The sequence below is a fragment of the Celeribacter persicus genome (genome assembly GCF_003050785.1).
Classification (GTDB): Bacteria; Pseudomonadota; Alphaproteobacteria; order Rhodobacterales; family Rhodobacteraceae; genus Celeribacter; species Celeribacter persicus.
Genome location: NZ_QAOH01000013.1, coordinates 77558 through 99425 on the forward strand (window position 1 = coordinate 77558; position 21868 = coordinate 99425).

Annotated in this window: 24 protein-coding genes; 7 read left to right on the top strand and 17 right to left on the bottom strand. The window is 60.3% G+C overall.

Annotated elements, in window-relative coordinates; genetic code table 11:
- Positions 1 to 29: 29 nt before the first annotated feature.
- From C8N42_RS15250 to C8N42_RS15260, 3 genes are read left to right on the top strand one after another with little or no spacing between them, the layout of a single operon-like run.
- Positions 30 to 641: a DUF6778 family protein gene (locus tag C8N42_RS15250; protein WP_107817435.1), complete on the top strand. Its 612-nt coding sequence runs from the start codon at positions 30 to 32 to the stop codon at positions 639 to 641.
- A 42-nt stretch (positions 642 to 683) separates the two neighbouring features.
- Entirely contained in the window at positions 684 to 1904 is a 1221-nt protein-coding gene (locus C8N42_RS15255; protein ID WP_107817436.1) for an RSP_2647 family RNA methyltransferase, read from the top strand.
- Positions 1901 to 2440, top strand: a complete 540-nt coding sequence (locus tag C8N42_RS15260) for an RSP_2648 family PIN domain-containing protein (RefSeq protein WP_107817437.1) — start codon at positions 1901 to 1903, stop codon at positions 2438 to 2440. The genes C8N42_RS15255 and C8N42_RS15260 overlap by 4 nt, the downstream gene beginning before the upstream one ends.
- A 278-nt stretch (positions 2441 to 2718) precedes the next feature.
- On the opposite strand, the gene C8N42_RS15265 is transcribed toward C8N42_RS15260, so the two are convergent.
- From C8N42_RS15265 to C8N42_RS15290, 6 genes are all read right to left on the bottom strand, one after another.
- A complete protein-coding gene (locus C8N42_RS15265; protein WP_107817438.1) occupies positions 2719 to 3399 on the bottom strand; it encodes a M48 family metallopeptidase in 681 nt (226 codons plus the stop codon).
- A gap of 288 nt (positions 3400 to 3687) precedes the next feature.
- Complete coding sequence (locus C8N42_RS15270) at positions 3688 to 4257, bottom strand: hypothetical protein (RefSeq protein WP_107817439.1); 570 nt, start codon at positions 4255 to 4257, stop codon at positions 3688 to 3690.
- A 158-nt stretch (positions 4258 to 4415) separates the two neighbouring features.
- Entirely contained in the window at positions 4416 to 5600 is a 1185-nt protein-coding gene (locus tag C8N42_RS15275) for a vWA domain-containing protein (RefSeq protein WP_107817440.1), read from the bottom strand.
- A 3-nt stretch (positions 5601 to 5603) separates the two neighbouring features.
- Positions 5604 to 5768, bottom strand: coding sequence for an apolipoprotein acyltransferase (locus C8N42_RS15280; RefSeq protein WP_107817441.1), 165 nt, complete (start codon positions 5766 to 5768; stop codon positions 5604 to 5606).
- A 38-nt stretch (positions 5769 to 5806) separates the two neighbouring features.
- Complete coding sequence (locus tag C8N42_RS15285) at positions 5807 to 7216, bottom strand: DUF2927 domain-containing protein (RefSeq protein WP_245890180.1); 1410 nt, start codon at positions 7214 to 7216, stop codon at positions 5807 to 5809.
- 115 nt (positions 7217 to 7331) lie between these two features.
- A complete protein-coding gene (locus C8N42_RS15290; RefSeq protein WP_107817442.1) occupies positions 7332 to 8210 on the bottom strand; it encodes a hypothetical protein in 879 nt (292 codons plus the stop codon).
- Positions 8211 to 8969: 759 nt separating this feature from the next.
- Between C8N42_RS15290 and C8N42_RS15295 the strand changes: the two genes are divergently transcribed.
- Positions 8970 to 10082, top strand: coding sequence for a Hint domain-containing protein (locus C8N42_RS15295; protein WP_107817443.1), 1113 nt, complete (start codon positions 8970 to 8972; stop codon positions 10080 to 10082).
- 78 nt (positions 10083 to 10160) lie between these two features.
- On the opposite strand, the gene C8N42_RS15300 is transcribed toward C8N42_RS15295, so the two are convergent.
- Both C8N42_RS15300 and C8N42_RS15305 read right to left on the bottom strand, forming a co-directional pair.
- Positions 10161 to 10616 carry a GNAT family N-acetyltransferase gene (locus C8N42_RS15300; protein ID WP_245890182.1) on the bottom strand — a complete coding sequence of 152 codons (456 nt, stop codon included), beginning with the start codon at positions 10614 to 10616 and terminating at the stop codon, positions 10161 to 10163.
- 246 nt (positions 10617 to 10862) lie between these two features.
- On the bottom strand, positions 10863 to 11705 hold the full coding sequence (locus C8N42_RS15305) for an AAA family ATPase (protein ID WP_107817444.1): 843 nt from the start codon (positions 11703 to 11705) through the stop codon (positions 10863 to 10865).
- 184 nt (positions 11706 to 11889) lie between these two features.
- On the opposite strand from C8N42_RS15305, the gene dksA reads away from it, so the two are divergent.
- Positions 11890 to 12312: an RNA polymerase-binding protein DksA gene (dksA, locus tag C8N42_RS15310; protein ID WP_107817469.1), complete on the top strand. Its 423-nt coding sequence runs from the start codon at positions 11890 to 11892 to the stop codon at positions 12310 to 12312.
- A gap of 144 nt (positions 12313 to 12456) precedes the next feature.
- Positions 12457 to 13617 carry an FAD-dependent oxidoreductase gene (locus C8N42_RS15315; RefSeq protein WP_107817445.1) on the top strand — a complete coding sequence of 387 codons (1161 nt, stop codon included), beginning with the start codon at positions 12457 to 12459 and terminating at the stop codon, positions 13615 to 13617.
- A 97-nt stretch (positions 13618 to 13714) separates the two neighbouring features.
- Here C8N42_RS15315 and tpiA read toward each other — a convergent pair whose 3' ends face one another.
- From tpiA to C8N42_RS15350, 6 genes are all read right to left on the bottom strand, one after another.
- Positions 13715 to 14461 carry a triose-phosphate isomerase gene (gene tpiA, locus C8N42_RS15320; RefSeq protein ID WP_107817470.1) on the bottom strand — a complete coding sequence of 249 codons (747 nt, stop codon included), beginning with the start codon at positions 14459 to 14461 and terminating at the stop codon, positions 13715 to 13717.
- A gap of 367 nt (positions 14462 to 14828) precedes the next feature.
- On the bottom strand, positions 14829 to 15140 hold the full coding sequence (locus C8N42_RS15330) for a TfoX/Sxy family protein (RefSeq protein ID WP_107817447.1): 312 nt from the start codon (positions 15138 to 15140) through the stop codon (positions 14829 to 14831).
- Entirely contained in the window at positions 15140 to 15502 is a 363-nt protein-coding gene (locus C8N42_RS15335; protein WP_107817448.1) for a HesB/IscA family protein, read from the bottom strand. The genes C8N42_RS15330 and C8N42_RS15335 overlap by 1 nt, the downstream gene beginning before the upstream one ends.
- 24 nt (positions 15503 to 15526) lie before the next feature.
- Positions 15527 to 16243, bottom strand: coding sequence for a DUF3307 domain-containing protein (locus tag C8N42_RS15340; RefSeq protein ID WP_107817449.1), 717 nt, complete (start codon positions 16241 to 16243; stop codon positions 15527 to 15529).
- On the bottom strand, positions 16236 to 16910 hold the full coding sequence (locus C8N42_RS15345) for a hypothetical protein (RefSeq protein WP_107817450.1): 675 nt from the start codon (positions 16908 to 16910) through the stop codon (positions 16236 to 16238). The genes C8N42_RS15340 and C8N42_RS15345 overlap by 8 nt, the downstream gene beginning before the upstream one ends.
- A 68-nt stretch (positions 16911 to 16978) precedes the next feature.
- Positions 16979 to 17845 carry a LysR family transcriptional regulator gene (locus C8N42_RS15350; protein ID WP_107817451.1) on the bottom strand — a complete coding sequence of 289 codons (867 nt, stop codon included), beginning with the start codon at positions 17843 to 17845 and terminating at the stop codon, positions 16979 to 16981.
- Between the two features lie 95 nt (positions 17846 to 17940).
- Between C8N42_RS15350 and C8N42_RS21655 the strand changes: the two genes are divergently transcribed.
- On the top strand, positions 17941 to 18108 hold the full coding sequence (locus C8N42_RS21655; RefSeq protein WP_170109322.1) for a hypothetical protein: 168 nt from the start codon (positions 17941 to 17943) through the stop codon (positions 18106 to 18108).
- A 45-nt stretch (positions 18109 to 18153) separates the two neighbouring features.
- Here C8N42_RS21655 and C8N42_RS15355 read toward each other — a convergent pair whose 3' ends face one another.
- The 3 genes from C8N42_RS15355 to rimK form a co-directional block, all read right to left on the bottom strand.
- Complete coding sequence (locus C8N42_RS15355; protein ID WP_107817452.1) at positions 18154 to 18537, bottom strand: SUF system Fe-S cluster assembly protein; 384 nt, start codon at positions 18535 to 18537, stop codon at positions 18154 to 18156.
- A 74-nt stretch (positions 18538 to 18611) separates the two neighbouring features.
- Positions 18612 to 20111 carry a pyruvate kinase gene (locus C8N42_RS15360; RefSeq protein ID WP_107817453.1) on the bottom strand — a complete coding sequence of 500 codons (1500 nt, stop codon included), beginning with the start codon at positions 20109 to 20111 and terminating at the stop codon, positions 18612 to 18614.
- A gap of 187 nt (positions 20112 to 20298) precedes the next feature.
- Entirely contained in the window at positions 20299 to 21702 is a 1404-nt protein-coding gene (rimK, locus tag C8N42_RS15365) for a 30S ribosomal protein S6--L-glutamate ligase (RefSeq protein WP_107817454.1), read from the bottom strand.
- Between the last annotated feature and the right edge of the window lie 166 nt (positions 21703 to 21868).

The window sequence follows — 21868 nt, forward strand, 5'->3', positions numbered from 1 at the left end:
CGAAACAGGGGAGAACCCCGGAGGTCGTCATGAAAAAGACATTCAACATCGCAGCAGCCCTGATCCTTGCCGCCGCCACAAGCGCCTGCACCACGGAGACCACGTCGCGTGCGACGCCATTCAACCTGCCGCTCGGCGGTCAGAGTGCGGAGGTCGTACGGATCGCCCCGAATTTTCGGGTCACCAAGGTCAACGTGACCGTGCCGGAGACGCTTACCGTGTCCGAGGACAACGGCATCAAACCGCGCGCCGATATCGTCTGGCGCGAGGATCCGTTCGGCAACCGTCGCGAACAGGTGAAATCGGTGATGGAAGCCGGGTTCAACGCCGGAGCCAAGGCGCTCGACGGCGCGCGCGCGGTGGTACTCGACGTGCAGCTCGTGCGCTTCCATGCGCAGACCCAGCGCGTGCGCTATTCCTCGCTGCCGTCCAAGCATGAGATCGAATTCCTGCTGACCGTGCGCGATGCCAACACCGGTGCGGTGATCGTCCCCTCGCATATGGTCAATGCCACCTTCGATGCGCTCGGCGGTAACGCCGCTGTGGCCGCCGACCGTGCGGGCATCACCCAGCGGATGCGGATCGGCGAACATCTGGCCGGTGTGATTTATGGCGAGTTGAGCAAGCCGATCACACTCTGATCCCCCTTCCTTGCGGGGCGAAACACGGCTAAGAGGGCTCTCATGACAGAGCCCTCTTTTCCCATGTCCGACTTCTCCGGTCCGACCATCCGCCTCAAACCCAAAGCCAACGCCCGGGCGATCCGCCATGGCGCGCCTTGGGTCTATGACAACGAACTGGTCACCGACCGGCGCACCAAGGCGATTGCGCCCGGCAGTATCGCCCGTCTCGAAGATGCGGAGCACAATTTTCTCGCCCTCGTGGCGGTCAATTCGAACTCGCGTATCTTTGCCCGTGTGCTGGACCGTGACGAGGCGATTAAGATCGACGCAGAGTGGTTCCGAGCGAAATTCGAGAGCGCTCTGGCGCATCGCGAGACGCTGTTCGATGCGCCGTTCTACCGGTTGGTTCATGCGGAGGCCGATGGGCTTCCCGGCGTGGTGATCGACCGTTTCGGCGACACCTGCGTGGTGCAACCCAACGCCGCCTGGGCCGATGTGCTGATCACGCCTCTGGCCGAAGCGCTTCGCGATGTGACCGGCGTGACCACCGTAGTGATGAACGGCACGGGACGGGCGCGCGGGCTCGAAGGGCTTGAAGAGAAAACGGAAATTCTTTCGGGTCAGGTCGAGGGGCCGATCCCGGTGCCGATGAATGGCGCGACCTATATGGCCGATCTCATGGGGGGGCAGAAGACCGGGCTGTTCTATGACCAGCGCCCGAACCACGCCTTTGCTCAACGTCTGGTGGCGGGCAAGAAGGTGCTTGACGTGTTCTCCCATGTCGGGGGCTTCGCTCTGGCCTCTCTGGCGGGCGGGGCTGCTTCGGCGCTTTCCGTGGACAGTTCCGCCGCAGCTCTGGAACTGGCCGAAAAGGGCGCGGAAGTCATGGGCAAATCCGCCGCCTTCGCGACCCGCAAGGGCGATGCGTTCGACGTCATGGCGGCGCTTGCGGATGAGGGCGAGACCTTCGACGTGGTGATCTGCGATCCGCCAGCTTTCGCGCCTTCGAAACCGGCTCTGGAAAAAGGCCTTCGCGCCTACGAACGGGTTGCCCGCATGGCCGCACCTCTGGTGCGCGACGGCGGCTATCTGGGCCTCTGTTCCTGTTCGCACGCCGCCGATCTGGAGAAATTCCGCACCGCCTGTAACCGTGGGATCGGGCGGGCGGGGCGTGCGGCCCAGCTGATCCACACCGGGTTTGCAGGCGCGGATCATCCGCTCATGCCGCAGCTCGCGGAGAGCGGTTATCTCAAGGCGCTGTTTTACCGGTTGATGCCGTGAAGGTGCTTCTGGACGCCTGTGTGCTCTACCCGACGGTGATGCGGGAGGTGCTTTTGGGCGTCGCGAAACGCGGGCTTTACACGCCTTTGTGGTCGGCGCGTATCCTTGAGGAATGGGCGCGAGCCGCGCGCAAGATCGGCCCCGGTAGCGAGGCGCAGGCGCGTGGCGAAGTGGCTCTTGTGCGGGTGGCTTTTCCAAAGGCGGAAGTCAGGGAACACAAGGGGTTGGAGGCGCGTCTTTACCTGACGGACGAGAATGACATTCACGTTCTTGCGGCGGCGATTGCGGGCGGGGCTGAGGCCATCGTGACAATGAACGCGCAGGATTTTCCCCGTCATGTTCTGGCTGAGGAAGGGCTCGCGCGCTGGGACCCGGACGGGTTTCTCTGGCGGCTCTGGTCGGATCATCCGGAGATTGTGGCCGAGGCGGTGGAAGAGGTGCGGCTTGAGGCCGAGCGGTTGTCCGGCGAGGTCTGGGACGTGCGGCGGCTCATGAAAAAGGCACGCTTGCCGCGGCTCGGCAAGGCACTTGGCTGAGCGGTTTTCGAGTATTTGGGCCAAGAAGAAGTTGGGAGCTGGTTTCTTTGAGAAAACGGGTCTGCCCTGTCGGATTTGTACCGGGCGTTTGTCGGGCAGGTTCGTCGCGCTTTTGGTGCTGATTGGTAGTGTTAAGGTTAACCGAAATTAAGGTTAATGCGTGAGGGAGGGGCGTGAACTCAGGGGGCCAGAACCTCGGGAGCCGTGCATCTTGAGGTGTCGGGTTTGAGTATTCAGGCCATCAGAAAGCCGAAATGCGTTAGGGAAGGCCATCCACATCACGACCATTTCGCCTCATTGGCCTCGATCGCTTTGATCCGTTCCCCGGTCTTCGGGTGGCTCATCAGCCAGGCGGGCATCGAGGCGCCGTGTGCGCCGGTGAGATGGGGCAATTTCTCGAAGAGGGATTTCTGTGGTCCGGTGCCGATCCCGGCCTTGATCAAAAGGGCGGTGGCATAGGCGTCGGCCTCGTATTCATCGGAGCGCGACAGTTTGGCGGCGAGCATCTGCGTCAGCCAGCCCGCGAGATAGGCCCCGATGCCGGGCAGAAACCGGGAGAGCACCATGGCGAGTGCGGTGCGGAGCGCATTCTGGCCGGAAAAGTCGATCATCCGGCGTTTCGAATGGCCCAAGGCCACGTGGCCCAGCTCATGAGCGATGACGGAGGCCATTTCCGCGTCACTGATCTGACCCGCGCGGAACTTTTCGTAAAAGCCGCGGGTGATGTAGACCTTGCCGTCCGGCGCGGCGAGACCGTTGACCGGCTCGATCTCGTAGAGAAATACTCGCACGCGGGGCAGGTCGAGCGCCTTGGCGAGTTGGTTGAAAACGCGAGCGAGCGCGGGATCGGCGAGTTCCGAGGAACGCGCCTCAAGTTCCCGTACGGTACGCCATGCGGAAAAGCGGTACATCGCGAAGCCCCAGAGCAGGGCGAGGAGGAGGGGCGTGAATTTCAACATGGTCTGAATATGGGGGCGGCCAGAGGGCAGGGAAACCCCACCTGGTCGCATTTTCCCATCTCAGACCGGTTGGTGGTCCGGTCAGTCACTCGCGCGTGCTAACAGTCCGGTGAGCGGGCGCACCGGTGCAAAGCTTTCGCCATAGAGCGGGCGGATCGCTTGTCTGTCGCCGCCGGGGCGCCAGATCAGCAGGGCGGCGAGCCCGAAGTCCTCATCGTTGCCGGCTGTGTTGTCAACGAAACTGTAGGACGCTGCGAGGGTGAAATCGACGGGGGCGGCCGCGAAGGATCAGGTCGCGCCCAGGCTGGCCGTGATGTCGCGGGAAAACAGGTCGGCTTCCTCCAGATCGTAAGCGGACAGGTTCGCAGACAGGGCCAGTTGTTCGGAGAGGGCGGTTTTTAGTTCCAGATCGCCGAAAAGGAAATCGCGGTTCTGCGGTTCGTACAGGCCGATCCCGGCGCGCAACGACAAGAGCGTGCGCTTGCCAAAGGTCCAAAGGCCCTCCACGCCGAGACTGCCGATATAGGCGGCATCGTCGTTGAGGTCGGTATAGGCGGCAAAGAAGCCGTATTTCGCATCCGCGTTCGGTTGCATGTAGAGGTGTCCGGCCAGCGTGCCCTGGTAGTGATCCGGGAAAGAGATGGTGCCCAGATCGAGTTGCAGGCCGTGATGGCGGGAAATGCTGTAATCGAGGTTGCCGTCCGCTGTTGCGAGGGCCACGCCGTCGCGGGAGAGATATCCGATACTGCTTTGTGCCCCGGTAAAACCAAGGCCACTGTTTGCACTTGCGCTCAGAGGAACAAGCGAGAGGGCGATTGTGGTTGCCAAATTCAGAGGGAAAAAGTGTGGACGTGTCATCTTAACCTCGGTGCGGACAGGGCCTTGGGGCCGTTGTTTCGCTGTTCTCAAGCTGCCCCCAGCCCGATTTCGAGCATAGTTCTGACACTCTTTAAAATCTTAATATAGTCTTAACTTAAGATGTGGTTAACGAATGAAGTTAAGGTTAATTTATAACTTTATTTGCCCAGAAGTTTCATGCCGCGCTCCAGCCCTTCGAGGGTCATCGGCACCATGCGATCTTCGAAAATTTCGCGGATCATGGCAATGGACTGGGTATAGGGCCAATGCGTCTCCGGCACCGGATTGAGCCAGAGGTGGTCGGGCCATGTCGCGCGCGCGCGGGCCAGCCATGTGGCTCCAGCCTCTTCGTTCCAGTGCTCATTGGCGCCCCCGGGGATCGCGATCTCATAGGGGCTCATGGAGGCGTCACCGACAAAGATCACCTTGTAATCCTTGCCATAGGTGTTCATCACGTCGCGGGTCGGAATTTTCTCCCCCCAGCGGCGGCGGTTGTCGCGCCACACGCCTTCATAGAGGCAGTTGTGGAAATAGTAATATTCGAGGTGCTTGAACTCGCTGCGCGCAGCGGAGAACAGTTCCTCGACAACTTTGATATGGTCGTCCATCGAGCCGCCGATATCGAAGAACATCAGCACCTTGACGGCGTTGTGCCGCTCGGGGCGGGTCTGGACGTCGAGATAACCATGCTCGGCGGTGGCGCGGATGGTGCCGTCCAGATCGAGCTCTTCATGCGCCCCCGAGCGCGCCCATTTGCGCAGGCGCTTCATGGCGAGTTTGATGTTGCGGGTGCCGATCTCGACAGTGTCGTCGAGATTGCGAAACTCTCTTTTGTCCCACACCTTTACGGCGCGGCGATGACGTGATTCTTTCTGACCGATCCGAACGCCCTCGGGATTGTAGCCATAAGCGCCGAACGGCGAGGTGCCGCCGGTGCCGATCCATTTGTTACCGCCCTGATGGCGGCCTTTTTGCTCTTCGAGGCGTTGTTTGAGCGTCTCCATGAGCGCCTCAAACCCGCCCAGAGCCTCGATCTCGGCCATTTCCTCGGGGGTGAGATGTTTCTCCATCTCCTTGCGCAGCCAGTCTTCGGGCAGATCGAGCGCGTTCAGGATGTCGTCTGAGGAAATCTGTTCAAGACCTTGAAAGGTTTTGGAAAAGGCGCGGTCAAATCGGTCGAGGTGGCGTTCGTCCTTGACCATGGTGGTGCGGGCGAGAAAGTAGAACTCTTCGATGTCGTAAAGCGCAAGGCCACGGTCCATCGCTTCGAGAAAGGCGAGGAATTCGCGCAAGCTCACCGGGACGCCTTCGGATCGCAGGATGTCGAAGAAGCGCAGGAACATGGCTCAGATCCAGCGGTCGAGAAGGACGCCCGCGAACAGACCGACGACGCCGAAAATCAGCGCGTAGACCACCATATATTGCAGCTTGTCGGCGCGGTTGCCGCCGCGTTTGTGGGCCAGTCTCCAGCCCCAAAGCCCACCCATCACGGTCAGAATGATCCCGATCATCTTTTGCTCCCCTTGGAGGCGTGGGGACGGCGTGCTTTCTATCGCGCGAGGGCGGCGATTTCGGCGGCGCGGGCCCGGACCTCTTCGTCTGAGCCAAATCCATAGCGTGCCCAGCCGAGGCTGTCGAGCCGCACAGAGCGGGCGTCCTGTGTGCGCCCGAGTTTGGCCAGCGCTTCGGATTCAGTCAGCATGAGGGAGGCCAGAAGGGCGGCGTTCTCCGCATCGCGGGCGGCGTCGATGGCGCTGGCAGAGATTTCGTAGGCCGCCTCGTAGCGGTGTTCCGACAGGGCAAGGGCCGCGCGCTGCATGGCGACATGGGCGGCGTGGAAGCGGGTCTCGGGCCGGGCTGCATAGATGCGATAGGCCTCATCGAGCGCAAGATGCGCCTGTGCGCGGTCGCTGGATACGGCGAGGCGGCCCAGAAGGAACCACGAAAATCCGGCACGGGTGTCGGACCAGCCCTCATGCCGGGCGATGGTGACGGCGATTTCGGCGGCGCGGCGGCGTTGCGCCAAAGACCCGTCCCCCATGGCGATGAGTGCGGCGGTGGTCCAGTCGGGCGGGGTCGGTTGTACCGGATCGGTGGCGCGTCCCACACCCGCCGGGTGGATGCGATCGAGGATACCGGGCAGGGCGGCGGCGACCTGCGCGCGGGTCATGCCGGAGCGCAGTTCGGGCGCGTAGGTGGCACGCAGGATCAGCATGTCGAAGGACGTCAGGACGGAATGGATGTTGTCGTCGTTGAACACTGAATCCGGCAGGCGGTAGAGATCGTTGAGCGGCCCGAGCGCCTGAGCGAGTTCTTCGTGCAGACAGTCGCGGATTTCCTGCGGCGGGATGTTTTCGGGGATGAAGACGGCAAGGCGTTCGCGGCGCTCGACCTGGGTCCAGCTCAGACTGGCGCGACGGGCGTGACGAAATTCCTGCCAGCTCGACACGTTCGGTACGACGATGCAGGCGGTGTTGGGCGCGCGTCGCGACAGTTCCGCCTGTGTCAGGGTCTCGATGGTGATCGAGGCGGGCGCGGTGGCGGCAACGCGGCTGATTTCGATCCCGGCTTCGGTCCTGAAACGATCCATGAGGCGGGAGAGGTCGTAGCCCAGCGAGGCGGGGATACGTTCGCCGGTGATGCGCAGGGTGATCGGACCTTCGAAGCGGGTGAAACGATCAAGGGTCGCCCCGGTTTCGAGCGCGAAGCTCAGATCGAGGAAATCGCGGGCGATGGAGGCGTTGGAACGCGAAGTGCTCTGACGAGGTGCCGGGGAGAAGATTTTCATTGGCGGCAGGTCGAGGCTCGCGGGCGCCGCGCGGGCGGTGTCGGGCGTCCGGGACGGTGCGCTCATGCAACCGGCCAGCAGCACGGTGCTGACCAGAAGGCGGAGGATCGGATGGGTAACGGCGCCTCTGCGGGACCCTGCGGGCGCGGTGCGCATCGGGGATGGCGTCATAGTGCCTCTTTCAGTCTTCGCGACGATTTCGCCCTGACGGGCGCGCGGCAGAACCGCAGAGTATCTGGTTTCGGGAAAAGACCATGTTCATGGGATGACCGCGATGTTCGAACCGTCACAGAAACCCTTCGAACCGTTTGGGAATTTCGACCAGATAGACGTTGCGATCTTCTCCATTGATCCAGATTTTACCGTTGGCGGTCCGGTCCGAAAAGTTCTGAGGACGATTGCCGATCCGGCCATTCCTGTCTTGGAATTCCTCGCGAGCATAGCGAAAAGCTTCATCCATATCCATGAGGTTTTCGCATTGCTCAATGGCGTCGAATTTCGCGAAATGATGAACCTGATGCTTTTGAAAATCGTCATTAATGCCGTGGCGCCAGGCGTAGCGTTTTTCGGTGAGCGCCTTGTCGACTGCGGTCAGGTGGAACATGAAGATATTCTCGCTGACGATGGGAGGGACGCCGCGTGCGATGTGGCTGCCCTGATTGAGAGGCAGAAGGCGGCTGAAAATCATTGGTTTCATGTACCATTTTGAAATCACGCCATAGCGTCTCTGGGAAAGGATGGGCTGGGTGTTGGTCAGCGGGCCTTCGCAAGTCATATTCTGAACCAGATCCAGACCGGAGACGTACCGTGTGCCGAATTCGTCGGATTCGCGTGCGACATCGGCGATGGTCAGGTTTGTGCCGGGGTCCGGCATGACCAGTTCGTCGGCATCCGTGCGGATCACATAGTCATATGTTTCCAGAAGCTTTTCCACCATGCGGTCTTCGAATTTCATGACCCGGCGGTCGTCCTTGTTCTGGTCTCCCTTGAAGCCGGTCATGATGCTGGTCGAAATGCCGGACAGATCGACCGTCGGGGTCCAGTCCGTTCCGTCGAGCATGATATGCAGGTTTTCGCGTCCGACCAGTCCCGAATAATGTCGAATCCAGATATCCGTGAAAAAGGCATCTTCACGCACATGGGTGAGGGCAGCAATTCGGGTCATTTTCTATAATACCTGATTTAGGTTGTTTCTTGGGTGGCATTCTGGAGGGAGCGCTGGTTAGGTCAATGATATTCAGGCGGTTATTGCCTTGGTGATGGCATCTGACGTTGTCCTGACACGGTCCTGGTTCCGGGGCGTTTCAGTCGGGTTGAAACCGATTGTCCGAGGCCGTTTTGAACTGTTCTGACGGGGCTTCGAGCCTGATTTTCATGATGCCGGTTCCCTTTCAGGCGAGCGGCTCCTCCGATCACCGTGTGTACTTGAGGAATGAGCGGGCTCTGTTTGACGATGCGGTCATGCAGTCGGCCGACGGCACGGTGCTGGCCTGAAGGCCGATCTGACGGAGGCTTCGGGTGCGGTTTATACGCTTGCGGTGGCTTTACTGCGCCAGTCTCATTCTCGGATTTCACGCTTAACTCATTTTGCCTTAAGTCACTCATACCATGGTTTTCGTATTAAGAGGTAAACTATGGCCTTTCTAAGGCAAATACATGAGGACTCCGGTGAGGGAGGTATCCTGCGTGGGAAATGGTGTGTCCGGGCGGTGAGGAGCCGTTCCCAGATGAAGATATCGCCTAAGTCCTGACGGTGTTTGGTGTCCGAATAATGGTTTCCGCCATGACGGGGATTGTCTTCGAAACGAACACAATTTTGCCATTTTTATACATTAAGTTTCCGTTAAGGACGTTTTATGCGGGCCAAATGGTTCTGGAGCAGAAGAGTAAAGAGTTATGTCTCAAAAGACTTGAGGTGTGGTAAATGGCTTGGATATCTGAAATTCACTATTTAAACACGTATGCCAGTTCTTCCGGCGTTGCGGAATATGTGGAAATTACGCTTACGCCCGCTGAATTCGCCCGCGCGAATGATTTTCAGTTTGCGACTTATCAAACGACTGGCGAAACCTCTACAGTTGTGAGTCTTAGTACGCTGACTCCTGTTATCGACCCGAATAACGGATACTACGTTTATTCCGTCACGGTGAGAACAACAGATCCCGATTCTATTGGAGGCAATCTTGGAAGCGGGGGCGAAGCGGAAGCAATGGCCCTTGTCGACAATAGCCTTGCTTCGCCCGTTTTGCAGTTCTTCGATATCGGGGGCGGGACAACGGCGATCACCGCAACCGATGGGCCAGCCGCAGGTCAGACATCGACAAATATTCCGGCTGCCCCCGCCCGCGATGGCAATTCCATCCAGTTTACCAAGACCGGCAACCGGATTGATGGGACACTTACACAAGGTGGCGCGACGATCTGTTTTTGTGACGGAACACTCATCGAAACAGGTGAAGGTATGCGGCCTGTCGAAGACCTTTCGGCCGGGGATCGGGTGCGCAATTTTGCTGGGGAATTCATTGCCCTCAAATGGATAGGAGGGCGCGTCATAAATGGTGCGGATCTGGCGCGAAATCCCAAATTGTATCCGGTTCGGATTATGGCCGGGGCGCTTGGCAAAGGCTTGCCGCAACGGGATCTCCTCGTTTCGCGCCAGCACCGTATCCTGATCGACTCCAAAATTGCCGAGCGGGTGACGGGCCGGAGGGAGGTTCTGGTCGCAGCGATCAAGCTGACTGAATTGCCCGGTGTTTTTGTCGACACGACTGTCACGCAGGTCAGATACTTTCATCTGCTCTTTGATCGGCATGAGATTATTTTTGCGGAAGGCGCGGCATCGGAAAGCCTGTTTACGGGGCCCGAGGCCCTGAACGCAGTTTCGCCAGAAGCGAGAGAGGAAATTCTCGGGCTGTTTCCCGGGCTGAACACCTCTGCTGCCAGAACATCGGCGCGCTTCATTCCCGTTGGAAAGTTACAGAAGAGAATTATCGCTCGTCATGCCAAAAATGATCAGCCGTTGCAGGTTATGATCTGACGTCTTCCTGACGCTGAAGGCGTTTTCAAAACGCTCTGGGCTTTAGGTTTATGACGCGCAATGTCGTCGGCACATATCTCATACGCGCGTATATTTGATGAACGGCGTCAGTTTGCCGATGCGGTCATAGAGCTGGCGTGCGGTGGCGTTGTCTTCCTGCGTGGTCCAGTAGACCGTCGGCGTGCCGTGGGCGTCAGCCAGTTTGTAGAGAGCTTCCATCAGGGCGCGGCCGACACCATGGCCACGGGCGTCTTCGCTGACATAAAGGTCCTGCAGGTAGCATACATCCTCGAAGCGCCAGTTATGGGCGTGGAAGATGTAATGCGCGAGACCGACGAGCTTTCCGTCCAGTTCGGCCACCAACGCACCGCGTTCCGTGTGTTGCGGGTCGATCTGGCGGCGGAAAGTGGTCTCGTAGATGTCCGCGCTCAGCTCGGTTTCGTAAAACGCCAGATAGGCGCGCCATAGGTTTTCCCATTGGGAGCGATCGTCGAGGGTGAGGGGGCGGATGGTGAGGGGCATGGTGTTTGGCATGGGGGAGGCCTTCCGTGCGAGATGTGCTGACCCCCTTTGCTTCCCGCAAACGCTTTGCGATTTCAAGCCCTTCCCTAAAGCGTCCTGCCTTTAACCTGAGACATCAGATAAAGGCAGGACGTGTACAACGTTCAGATGTTGCGCGGCGTTCGACCAAAAACTGTGATTGAGGCTTTTTGGTCGAACGCTTTAGCGCGAATGACACACCGGGGAGAGCGCATTCACGCACATCGTTGTGGTTCTGCGTCAGCGCCGCTGCCCGCGAGCGAGGAAGGCGAGGCGCTCGAAGAGGGCGACGTCCTGTTCGTTTTTGAGAAGCGCGCCGTGGAGTTTCGGCAGGGCACTTGCACCATCGCGAGCGAGGTCTTCGGGGGAGAGGTCTTCGGCCAGAAGCAGTTTGAGCCAGTCGAGCACCTCCGAGGTGGAGGGCTTCTTCTTGAGGCCCTGCGTGTCACGAATCTCGTAGAATTGCGTGAGCGCGGTGCTCAGAAGCCGTTCCTTGATGCCCGGAAAGTGGACGTTCACGATGGCTTTCATCGTCTCCATGTCCGGGAAACGGATGTAATGGAAGAAACAGCGGCGCAGGAAGGCGTCGGGCAGTTCTTTCTCGTTGTTCGAGGTGATGATGACGACCGGGCGCTGGCGCGCGGTGACGGTCTCGCCGGTCTCGTAGACGTGGAAGGCCATCTTGTCGAGTTCCTGCAACAGATCGTTCGGGAACTCGATGTCGGCCTTGTCGATCTCGTCGATCAACAGGACGACTTTCCGGTCGGCCTCGAAGGCCTGCCAGAGCTTGCCCTTCTTGATGTAGTGGCGCACGTCCTCGACACGTGGATCGCCAAGCTGGCTGTCGCGGAGCCGCGAGACGGCATCGTATTCGTAGAGGCCTTGTTGGGCGCGGGTGGTGGATTTGATGTTCCACTCGATCATGTCGAGGCCGAGAGAGGCCGCGACCTGCCGGGCCAGTTCGGTCTTGCCGGTACCCGGCTCGCCTTTGACCAGCAGCGGACGCTCCAAAGCGATGGCGGCGTTGACGGCGACGGTTAGATCGGCGGGGGCGACGTAACTTTCGGTTGAGGAAAATTTCATAGTGTTTCGGGCCTTGAAGGACAGGGTTTGTGCGAGATCATAACGGTAGGGGGGAAAGGTGCAATAAGAGGGCGATTGTGACGTGACATCCCCGATCAAACGCGTTAAACGGGCCGCAATTGGAGGGCGCCTTATGGCTGATAACATCGAAAACGCGGCCGAAGGCACGACAGAGGTGAGCACTATGAAGGCTGAGGCTTTTTTGCCTGATGACTACCGTCCCGCCGAGGACGAACCTTTCATGAATGAGCGTCAGCTCGAATATTTTCGCCGCAAACTTTTGAACTGGAAGGCCGAGCTTCTCGACGAAAGCCGCCACACGATCGAAGGTTTGCAGGACAGCACCCGCAACATCCCCGACATCACCGACCGCGCCTCCGAGGAAACGGATCGTGCGCTGGAACTGCGCACGCGGGACCGTCAGCGCAAGCTGGTGGCGAAGATCGACGCGGCGCTGCGCCGGATCGACGAGGGCGAGTACGGCTATTGCGAAGTGACCGGCGAGCCGATCTCTTTGAAACGCCTCGACGCGCGCCCGATCGCGACCATGACTTTGGAAGCGCAGGAACGCCACGAGCGCCGTGAAAAAGTGCACAGGGATGATTGAGCGCTCGGGGCACGGTTAAGCCGCCTCGCGGCAATTTGGCCCCGTGAGCTTTGTGCGGAATTATGAGAAACACCGGGGGAAACTCTGGTGTTTTTTGTTTTGTGCAGAGGTAAACCCGGAGAGACAACATAAAGGAGCGCTGCCATGGTGATCGGTCAGGATATTGCGGTTTTGGGAGCGGGCGTTGCTGGGCTTGCCGTGGCTCAGGCCCTGGCGCTGCGTGGTGCCAAGGTGACGGTTTATGAGCAATCTCCCGAGATTGCCGAGGTAGGGGCGGGGCTTCAGATCTCGCCCAACGGGGTGCGGGTGCTCAAGGCGCTGGGGCTCGATCCCGAAACACGGGCGATGCGCTCGCAAGGCGTGCGGCTGGTCGACGGTTATATGGGACGCGAGGTGCTCTACCTCGATCTGGCCGCTTACCGTCCCGACGATGCGTTTCTGTTGATGCACCGGGCCGATCTTATCGCGCTTCTGGAAGAGGGCGCGCGCGGGAGCGGGGTGGAGATTCGTCTGTCGCATAAGGTCGATGAGATCCATGGCGATGCGGAGGGGGTGAGCCTTGTGTTCGAATCCGGCGAGACGGTGCGTCATGCGGTGGTGCTCGGCGCGGACGGGCTGCATTCGAAACTGCGCCCGATGCTCAACGGCCCGGCGAAACCGTTTTTCACCGGCCAGACGGCATGGCGTGCCACCGTGCCCGCCATGGGCAATGAGCCGCCGGTTGCCATGGTGCATATGGCCGCCGGGCGTCATGTGGTGAGCTATCCGTTGCGCGGCGGGACGCTGATGAACATCGTTGCCGTGGAAGAGCGGCCGGATTGGGTCGAAGAGGGTTGGAACCACACGGGCGACCCGGCCGAAATGATGCGCAATTTCGCGAATTTCTGTCCCGGGATCAAAGGCTTGCTGTCGCGGGCCACAGAGGTGTCGCGCTGGGGCCTGTTCCGGCATCCGGTGGCGCTGTGCTGGCATTCGGATCGCACGGCTTTGCTGGGCGATGCGGCGCATCCGACGTTGCCGTTTCTGGCGCAGGGGGCGGTGATGGCTCTGGAAGATGCCTGGGTTCTGGCCGATTGCCTTGCGACCTTGCCGTTGGATCAGGCGCTGCCCGCTTATCAGGCCAAGCGCCGTGAACGGGTGGTGCGGGTGATCGAGGCGGCCAATGCCAATGCGAGGAATTACCACCTGAGCGGACCGAAACGCTTTCTTGGCCATGCAGCTTTGCGCTTTGCCGGGCATCTGGCCCCGAAACAGGCGGTGGAGCGGTTTTCCTGGCTTTACGATTATGACGTGACCAAAGACTGAGGGGGAGGCCTCCGGCGGGAGTATTTTCGCCATCAGAAAACCAGAAGTGCCGCACTCCGATGAGGAAGCGCGGCACTTTGTGATTTTACGGGAAGCGTCAGGCGGCTTCGAGCGCCGTAACGATGCCGGAGAAATCGGCGGCCTTGAGGGACGCGCCTCCGACGAGCGCACCGTCCACATTGGAGGTGGCGAAAATTTCGGCGGCGTTGGAGGGTTTCACCGAGCCGCCGTAGAGCAGCGGAATGTCGGAGGCGCCCGCGCCGTAGCGGGCGGTCAGCGTGGCGCGCATGTCGTCATGCACTTCGGCGATCTGGTCGAGCGTCGGAATCTTGCCAGTGCCGATGGCCCAGACCGGTTCGTAGGCGATGACGAGTTTCGAGAGGTCCACCGCATCGGGCAGCGAGCCGGAAAGCTGTTTGCGGATCACGTCGAGCGTGTCACCCGCCTCGCGCTGATCCAGCGTTTCACCGACGCAGACCACGGGGATCAGCCCGGCCATGGTGGCAGCCATGGTTTTCTCGCAGACAATGCTGTCGGTCTCGCCATGATCGGCACGGCGCTCAGAGTGGCCGAGGATGACATAATCGGCCCCTGCATCGGCGAGCATTTCGGCGGAAATGTCACCGGTGTGTGCGCCGGAGGTTTTCATGTGACAATCCTGCCCACCCACGTCCACTTTGGTGCCCGAAAGCACCTCCGCCATGGCGGCGACAAGGGTTGCGGGCGGGCACAAGAGGATGTCGACCCTGGGGGCGGGGAACATTTCCGCCAGTACTTTTGCTTCGCTGAGGCTGGCTTTCAGCCCGTTCATCTTCCAATTGCCTGCGGCCAGTTTGCGCGCCATGAGAAAACCCTCCTGAATGGTTGCGGGCATCATTGCAGCCTGTGGCGGGCAGTCAAGCCGATGTGGACGCTAACGGGTAGATCATGAAAAGAATTTGGCAGAGGCGTTATCGTAGAAAAGCAAGGAAGGCCGAGACGAGATATATAATTCCTGCGCATATGAAAATGCCGATGGCAACGGTGAACCAGAGTTTGAGGAATGCAATGACAACTCTGAATATTTTCGGGTCGTAACCGGTGATTTTTATTATGAAACGTTTGATATGATCGCTTGTTTTCGGTCTCTTGGGGGGCATTGTTCTCTCAAATAGCTCTGTAATCAAAAAAACGGGGGGCGAATTGTCCTGAATGCTTCAGTCACGCTTGTGTCAAAGAGCTTGCAGCGCCCGCCGGGCCCAGTCTGAGGCAAGGTCGGGATCGTCGAGCGCGTCCTCGGGCAGGGTCCAGTAATTCATGCCGCGCCCGTCGCCCATATCGAATTTCTCGCAGCCCTCGGCGGCAAGCGCTTCGGCGAATGCCCCGGAGGCCTTGAGATAGACACGGCCCTCTGAGGACAGGATCGCGAATATCTGACCAGCGTGATAGATCGACAACCCGCCCATCATCTTGCGATGGGTGAGCGCGCCCAGAGGGGCGAAGAGGTCGTGGACGAACGCGATGTCTTCGTCCGAGACGGCCATTATTTCGCGGAGAGGTTTTCGTCGAACTTGATCGACTCGCCGCAGCCGCAGGCTTCGACCACGTTCGGATTGTTGAATTTGAACCCGGATTCCAGAAGCGAGACCTGATAGTCGATTTCCGTGCCAAACAGGAACATCTGCGCCATGGGCGCGATCATCACCCGCGCGCCGTCCTGTTCGACCATCTCGTCCATCGGGTCAATCTCGGAGACATAGTCCATAGTGTATTCCATACCCGCGCAGCCGCCTTTCTTGACGCCGATGCGCAGGCCCTTGGAGCCGTCTTTCTCCATGAGTTTCGCGATCTGTTTCGCGGCGGCGGGGGTGATGGTCACAGCCTGTTTTCCGGGAATGCCGAACATATGCGTGTCTCCTTTGAGAGTAATCTAATGCGCGGCGGACGAAATTCCAAGCTGCGGCAGGTGTGCGGATACGAACATCACCGCAAGCGTCACCGCGATGGCCCAGCCGAAGGACGCGAGCGTGCCGATGATCACCCATTCAGCCTTCTTGCCCTCCTGCGCGGCCTCGAAGCGCAAAACGGATTTCGCGGCGACGAGAAATCCGATGCCGCCGGGCATCTGGCCGATGAGCAGCAGGAAAATCAGCCCGCGCTCCAGAAGGCCGATCCAGAAGCCCCCTTTGTCGAGGCTTTCGCCAATCGGGTTTGGACCGAACCGCTCCATCAGCTTGCCCACGGCAAAGCCGCCCGCACGGGTGACGTAGATCGCGCCCGCAGTGAAGAGCATGGTTTGGGGCAGCCATGTGAGGGCGGCGTAGGGGCCTTTGGCGAAGAGATCGGGGGCGATCAGGGCGATGAGGGCGAGGGTCGCGAGGTGCAGCGCCTGATCGGCGATATGGGGCAGGAAGGTATCGGAGAAAAAACGGGTCTTGATCGTGTCGATGGTGATGTGGATCAGGGCGAGGGCGTAGATCGCGGGAGAGGCGACCTGCCCGGTGGTGACCATGGCGGTCAGAAGGACGATGAGGGCATGGAGGAACAGCGTCTCGGTCCGCGATTTTTCCTCGACCATCCATTTGGGTTGAAAGACATAATCGGCGAGGACGTGCGCGAGGAAGAGGGCGGCGAGGGTTTCAGGCATAATGGTCACTCGCTTCTATCATTCTTAGCGCGTATAAAACTTCTGTGAAACGCGTTGATGAGAGCGTTTTCCCTATAGCTTGACGGGACTTTTTCAGTTGTGCACCAACTTCTTCCTGCGTCGGTTTCTTTAAGGGGAGAAATTGAAAGATGGTTTGAGCTTGGATCTGTGTCCAGTCGCGAGAAAGAATATCGGCAAAGACGAACAGCGCGCTCATTTCTCCATCTTTCACAGTGCCTTCTGTTCCTGCTTTAATGCTTACATTCGTGTGCCAGAAGCGTAATTCGGATTTTTTAGCATATTCTAAAAGCGTGCCTGATGTTGCAAATGCGATAGACGTCTCATCATTCAAATCCGGCCCAATCTCCCCTTTAACTTCCCCCTCAGCAATCCCAATATAGCTGTCGAACTCTCCCCCCAGCGCTCGCAACGCCGCCCGAAAACACAGCGCCGATCTCAGCGCATATTTCGGCTCCGCCAAGGCCACCTGCCAGCCATCTCCGCGATGCCGCGTAAAGTGGAGGCTTTGGCCGTCCATCCAGTCTGCCTGCATCTCGGCGCAGTCTTCGAGCGCACGAAAGGCGCGTTCCACTTTTTCGGGCCCAAGCCCGGTGGAATTGACCAGATCGCCGGTGAGGACGGCTATTTTGCGGGTTTTGTCACTCATGATGCAACCAATATAGGGTGCGAAATTTAAAATGCAACCGATTTGGGTTGCGTTTATGCGTTTGCACCCTAAAAAGGTTGCGTCTCGCCAAAGCGGGCGGGAGACGTCAGCACCTCCGCCAAGGCCTCCAGTGCCGCGCGCACGGGCGGATCAAAGCGGGCGTCGTGGTGGCTCACGAGCCATTCGTCATGGGTGAGCGCGTCGATCTCCGGGGAGACCTGCACCAGACCGCTGATCGCGCGCCCGGCGAAACAGGGCAGGATCGCGCGGCCCACACCCGCAAAGGCCATGTCGGCGGCGGAGCGGGCGTCGGAGGCGGTGGCGATGATCTCATCTGGATGATTGGCGCGCAGCCAGCGCTCCGACGGCGTGGTCGGCAAATCGTGGTGCAGGGTGACATAGCCGGTGATGCGCGGGTGGGCGGCGTATTCGGCATAGGTGATCGGCGCGAGCTTGCGGCCTGCGAGCCAGCTTTGTTCGGGGCGGCGGTTGCGGATGCCGATGTCGGCTTCGCGCCGGGCAATGTCGACATTGGTGTTCGAGGCCAGAAGGGCCGGGCGCCAGGAGCTTTCGGGTGACCAGATTTCGGAGAGATGGCGGGCGATATAGCGCGTGGTCCAGCGACCTGCCGTGATGCGGACCTCGGGGGCGTTTTCGCGCAGTTGAAAGCGGCAGAGACGGGTGGCGGCCGCGCGCAGGGGCTCGGCCTCCTGCAACAGCGCGCGGCCTTCCGAGGTCAGCGTGTAGCCCCGTGATCCGCGTTCGAACAGGCGTTTGCCGAGGCTGCGCTCCAGCTCCGCCATGCGGCGCGACAGGGTGGGGAGCGACGTGCCGGTGGTCTTTTCCGCCCCCGACAGTCCGCCTGCGTCGGCCACGGCGAGAAACAGGTAATAATCGTCGAGCTTTGGTACGCTTTTCCCAAGGGTATCTTTCATTTTTGAAAATCATCTTTCGGTAAGGCGCAATATTACGAAGGGTTTCTCGCGTGTAGTTTGGGGATGTTTTCCAATATTGCAAGATAGGAGAGGGGATGGTGCCGTTCTTTCCCATCAATCTGCCAAAGATCGACCCGCAGGCCCAAAGCCTGTTTCGTGACGAAATCGGGTTTTACGAAGAGGAGTTGCAAAGGGTCGAGGCGGCTGAGCCACCGTGGTGGCGGCGTCTCGGATTTTGGCTCAGACACACAGGAGAAAAATGAAAAACGGCCCGGAGGCCGTTTTCTGCAAGTGACGATCCGTAGGGATCACATGAAGCCTAGTTCGAGCCGGGCTTCGTCGGACATCATTTCCATGCCCCAAGGCGGATTCCAAGTCAGGTCAACATCGACCTGTTTGACGCCCGGCAGCGGTTCGATCGCATCGGCGACCCAGCCCGGCATGTCGCCCGCCACGGGGCAGCCCGGCGCGGTCAGGGTCATGATCACACGCACTTCGTTCTCGTCGTTGATCTCGACCGTGTAGACGAGGCCGAGGTCGTAGATATTGACCGGGATTTCCGGGTCATAGACCGTGCGGCAGGCTTCGACCACCGCTTCGTGCAGCGGGTGATCGGTGCTCGACGGTTTGATCAACGGGGCGCCCTCGACCGGGCTGTCGTCCGTCGCGGTGTTTTGTGCCTCTTCGCTCATGCGCGCGTTCTCCTATTTCCGAGTAATCATATAGGGAATAGGGGCGGCGACGTCCAGAGATTAACAGCCAGAGATCAGAGCGACAGATCGCCCTTCCATGAGCGCAGCGGGCCGAGGCGGGCGGATTTCTTGGTCATGTGCCGGTCCATGCGGCCTAGAATGCGAGACAGGAAGCGGATGGTGTCCACCACGTAAGGCCCCTTGTTGAGCATTACGCAGTCCGCACGCTGCGCCATGGCAGCATCGGTGGTCTCGGCGCGGGTGGCGAGCCCCTGTTTCATCATGCCCTCAAGCACTTGAGTTGCCCAGACCACGGGTGTGTGTGCGGCCTCGCAGAGCCAGAGCACCTCCTCCTGAATTTCCGACATCCGTTCCAGCCCAATCTCGACGGCGAGATCGCCGCGCGCGATCATCACGGCGGTTTCAGTCAATGCGCCAGATTGCACGATGAGCTTCGGCAGGTTGCGCACGGCAAGCCCGGTCTCGATCTTGAGCACAAGCGCGGGACGGTGGCCGCCCTCGGACAGGCGTTTGTCCACTTCCTCGATCAAAAGACGAATGTCGGCAGGGGTCTGCACAAATGAATAGCCGATCATATCCGCGTGCCCCACGACGAAATCGAGCGCCACGCGGTCTTCCTCGGTGAGCGCCGGAATGTCGATCTCGACGGCGGGCAGGTTGAAGCCTTTCTCCGGCTTGACCTTGACGCCTTCCGGTCCCGCGCGGGTGACGCGAAGTTTCGCACCTTTCCGCGTGATCTCGACCACTTCCGCACCGATTTTTCCGTCGTCGATGAAAACGCTCATGCCGGGAGCGAGGCGATCGATCAGATCGGGGTGGCTCAGCGTGGTGGCCACGTGTTTCGACTTGGCGGAGGGCGCATCACGTCGGATGTCGAGCCGGTCGCCGACGAAAACCCGCTGCTTGTTCGGCCCCGCGACGGGTCCCGTGCGCAGTTTCGGCCCGGCGAGATCCATCAGAACCGGCACATAGCGGCCGATTTCGTCCTGCGTGGCGCGGATGCGGGCGATCATCGCGGCCCAGATCTCCGGCCCGTCATGGGCGCAGTTGATGCGCATGGCGTCGGCACCCGCGCGCAGCATGTCGGGGATCATGTCGGGGTCCGAGGCGGCTTCGGTCGGCAGTGTCAGCAGGATGCGTGAGCGTGGTGCACCCGACGCGCCGGTGCCAAAGAGCGTATCGCGCCGGGCGGCGAGACGGGCGGGGCCTTCGGTGAAGGCGGCGGGATCGGGGTAGGTGGCATCCTGCCCGGAGAGGCGGGCGAGCGTGGCGGCCACTGCGTCGAGCGACGCGCGGGCATGAGGTTCGGAGCGCCCGAGTGTTGAGAGACCGAGCGCGGCGAGATCGGGTTGAAGCGGGCTCAGATCGGCGTGGCGCAGGGCGAGATAGGCGGCAAGATTCTGTGCCGAGGGGCGAAACGCGGGGCGCATGTCGTCCCGCGCCCAAGTGGACTGGATCGCATCGGCTTCGTCCATGATTTTCTCGCGCAGGGCGTGCAGTTCGATTGCGAGACGGGCGGGGTCCGGGGGGAGAGGACAGTAGAGTTCCGACATGGGGCACCTGAGAGCTTGGTTCCCTTTGTCTTTCCACGGGCTTTGTAACAAGGCTATGGCAGAGATCAAATTTGGTGCCAAATGCCGCAGTCTTGCCGGGGGTCATCTTCCGTTTGTAGGAAAACGGCCCTTTCGGGAGATTTCCGAGGCACCGACAGGCGTGTCTGTTATCGCGCCCCGTCGGACATCAGGCGGGGGCTCTGCTGCGGGCCTTGCGCGCGGGGGCGGGGCGCATGCGTTTCTCGATCATATCAAAGAGCGCTCCGGCGATGTTTTTCGCCGTGGTCGTCTCCGCGCCCTCGAAGCCCGGCGAGGAGTTGACCTCAAGCACTTTCGGTCCGTCCTCGGCGCGCAACAGGTCCACGCCGGCCATGCGCAGGCCAAAGGCCTTGGCGGAGCGTACCGCCGTCTCGCGTTCCTCTTTCGAGATGCGCACCTTGGTGGCCTGACCACCCAGATGCAGGTTCGACCGGAAATCGCCACCCGAAGAAGAGCGTTTGATCGCAGCCACCACCTTGCCGTCGATGACGACACAGCGGATGTCGACGCCCGCGGCCTCTTTAACGAAATGCTGGACGAGGAAGTTGGCCTTGAGGCCACGGAAGGCGGAGATCACCGATTGCGCGGCCTTCTTGGTCTCTGCGAGGACGACGCCGCGCCCTTGGGTGCTTTCCAGAAGTTTGACGATCAGCGGCGCGGACCCCGCCAGAGCGATCAGGTTGTCGGTGTCCTTCGGAGAGGCGGCAAAGGCGGTGGTGGGCATGCCGATGCGGTGACGGGCGAGGACCTGATGCGCCTGCAACTTGTCGCGCGATTTGGTGATGCCCTCGGAACCGTTGACACAGAACGTGCCGATGGTCTCGAACTGACGGATCACGGCGGTGCCGTAGGAGGTGACGGAGGCGCCGATGCGCGGGATCACGGCGTCGTACCGGGGCAGGCGGGTGCCATCGTAATAGATTTCCGGCGCCATGGCATTGATCACCATGTAGCATCGCGTGGTATCGATCACCTCGACCACATGGCCGCGCGCCTCGCCCTCTTCGACAAGGCGCTGCGTGGAATAGTTGTCGGGTTCGCGCGACAGAACGGCGATGCGCAGGGCGCGCGGGGCCACGGTGTCGCGGATCGCGGTGGTGAAATAGACCGCATCGTCGAGCCGGGGCTGGCAAAAGCTCTCGGTCGGTTGCACGATCATGTCGTCCTGAATGGCCTGACGCCCCAAAAGCATCCGGTAAGCCATATTGGTGCGGTTGGTCAGCGTGATCTCGATCGGCCAGCTCCGCGCACCCATCGCGATCTCCGAGGCGATGACATAGCGCAGTTCGGTTTCGCCATTGGACGAGGTCACCTCGCGCCGGTCCACCACATCGGCGGAACAGGAAATGGTGATGTCCTCACGCCCCGGTACCGGATGGATGTTGAAGCGCACCTTGGGGGCGTCCTCCTTGCCGAAAGGTTCGATGTCGAAGGCATGCAGCGCCGAGGTTTTCGCCCCGGTGTCCACCTTGATCTTCAGCGCGGGCAGGCCGAGTGCGGGCAGGGAGGCCCACTCTTCCCAGCCTAAAGCGAAAGGAGCTTTGTCCGTCATGTGAGAGTCTCGCAATTTTGGGAGAGGCCGGGCGATGCTCCGTTCCGGCCAGATGCGCCCAATGTCACCTTATGAGGGTTCTGACAAGAGGGTTTGTCGCTTTTGTGACAGAGGATAATTTTGAGCCGGGTGGAATGCGGTGAACAGCGGGCTGCGTCCGGGCGAT

Excerpts from the sequence above, each read along its gene's own strand:
- C8N42_RS15250 (WP_107817435.1), top strand. The coding sequence starts at position 30 with ATGAAAAAGACATTCAACATCGCAGCAGCCCTGATCCTTGCCGCCGCC.
- C8N42_RS15255 (WP_107817436.1), top strand. The coding sequence starts at position 684 with ATGACAGAGCCCTCTTTTCCCATGTCCGACTTCTCCGGTCCGACCATC.
- C8N42_RS15265 (WP_107817438.1), bottom strand. The coding sequence starts at position 3,399 with ATGTTGAAATTCACGCCCCTCCTCCTCGCCCTGCTCTGGGGCTTCGCG.
- C8N42_RS15270 (WP_107817439.1), bottom strand. The coding sequence starts at position 4,257 with ATGACACGTCCACACTTTTTCCCTCTGAATTTGGCAACCACAATCGCC.
- C8N42_RS15275 (WP_107817440.1), bottom strand. The coding sequence starts at position 5,600 with ATGTTCCTGCGCTTCTTCGACATCCTGCGATCCGAAGGCGTCCCGGTG.
- C8N42_RS15280 (WP_107817441.1), bottom strand. The coding sequence starts at position 5,768 with ATGATCGGGATCATTCTGACCGTGATGGGTGGGCTTTGGGGCTGGAGA.
- C8N42_RS15285 (WP_245890180.1), bottom strand. The coding sequence starts at position 7,216 with ATGACGCCATCCCCGATGCGCACCGCGCCCGCAGGGTCCCGCAGAGGC.
- C8N42_RS15290 (WP_107817442.1), bottom strand. The coding sequence starts at position 8,210 with ATGACCCGAATTGCTGCCCTCACCCATGTGCGTGAAGATGCCTTTTTC.
- C8N42_RS15295 (WP_107817443.1), top strand. The coding sequence starts at position 8,970 with ATGGCTTGGATATCTGAAATTCACTATTTAAACACGTATGCCAGTTCT.
- C8N42_RS15300 (WP_245890182.1), bottom strand. The coding sequence starts at position 10,616 with ATGCCAAACACCATGCCCCTCACCATCCGCCCCCTCACCCTCGACGAT.
- C8N42_RS15305 (WP_107817444.1), bottom strand. The coding sequence starts at position 11,705 with ATGAAATTTTCCTCAACCGAAAGTTACGTCGCCCCCGCCGATCTAACC.
- dksA (WP_107817469.1), top strand. The coding sequence starts at position 11,890 with ATGAAGGCTGAGGCTTTTTTGCCTGATGACTACCGTCCCGCCGAGGAC.
- C8N42_RS15315 (WP_107817445.1), top strand. The coding sequence starts at position 12,457 with ATGGTGATCGGTCAGGATATTGCGGTTTTGGGAGCGGGCGTTGCTGGG.
- tpiA (WP_107817470.1), bottom strand. The coding sequence starts at position 14,461 with ATGGCGCGCAAACTGGCCGCAGGCAATTGGAAGATGAACGGGCTGAAA.
- C8N42_RS15330 (WP_107817447.1), bottom strand. The coding sequence starts at position 15,140 with ATGGCCGTCTCGGACGAAGACATCGCGTTCGTCCACGACCTCTTCGCC.
- C8N42_RS15335 (WP_107817448.1), bottom strand. The coding sequence starts at position 15,502 with ATGTTCGGCATTCCCGGAAAACAGGCTGTGACCATCACCCCCGCCGCC.
- C8N42_RS15340 (WP_107817449.1), bottom strand. The coding sequence starts at position 16,243 with ATGCCTGAAACCCTCGCCGCCCTCTTCCTCGCGCACGTCCTCGCCGAT.
- C8N42_RS15345 (WP_107817450.1), bottom strand. The coding sequence starts at position 16,910 with ATGAGTGACAAAACCCGCAAAATAGCCGTCCTCACCGGCGATCTGGTC.
- C8N42_RS15350 (WP_107817451.1), bottom strand. The coding sequence starts at position 17,845 with ATGAAAGATACCCTTGGGAAAAGCGTACCAAAGCTCGACGATTATTAC.
- C8N42_RS21655 (WP_170109322.1), top strand. The coding sequence starts at position 17,941 with ATGGTGCCGTTCTTTCCCATCAATCTGCCAAAGATCGACCCGCAGGCC.
- C8N42_RS15355 (WP_107817452.1), bottom strand. The coding sequence starts at position 18,537 with ATGAGCGAAGAGGCACAAAACACCGCGACGGACGACAGCCCGGTCGAG.
- C8N42_RS15360 (WP_107817453.1), bottom strand. The coding sequence starts at position 20,111 with ATGTCGGAACTCTACTGTCCTCTCCCCCCGGACCCCGCCCGTCTCGCA.
- rimK (WP_107817454.1), bottom strand. The coding sequence starts at position 21,702 with ATGACGGACAAAGCTCCTTTCGCTTTAGGCTGGGAAGAGTGGGCCTCC.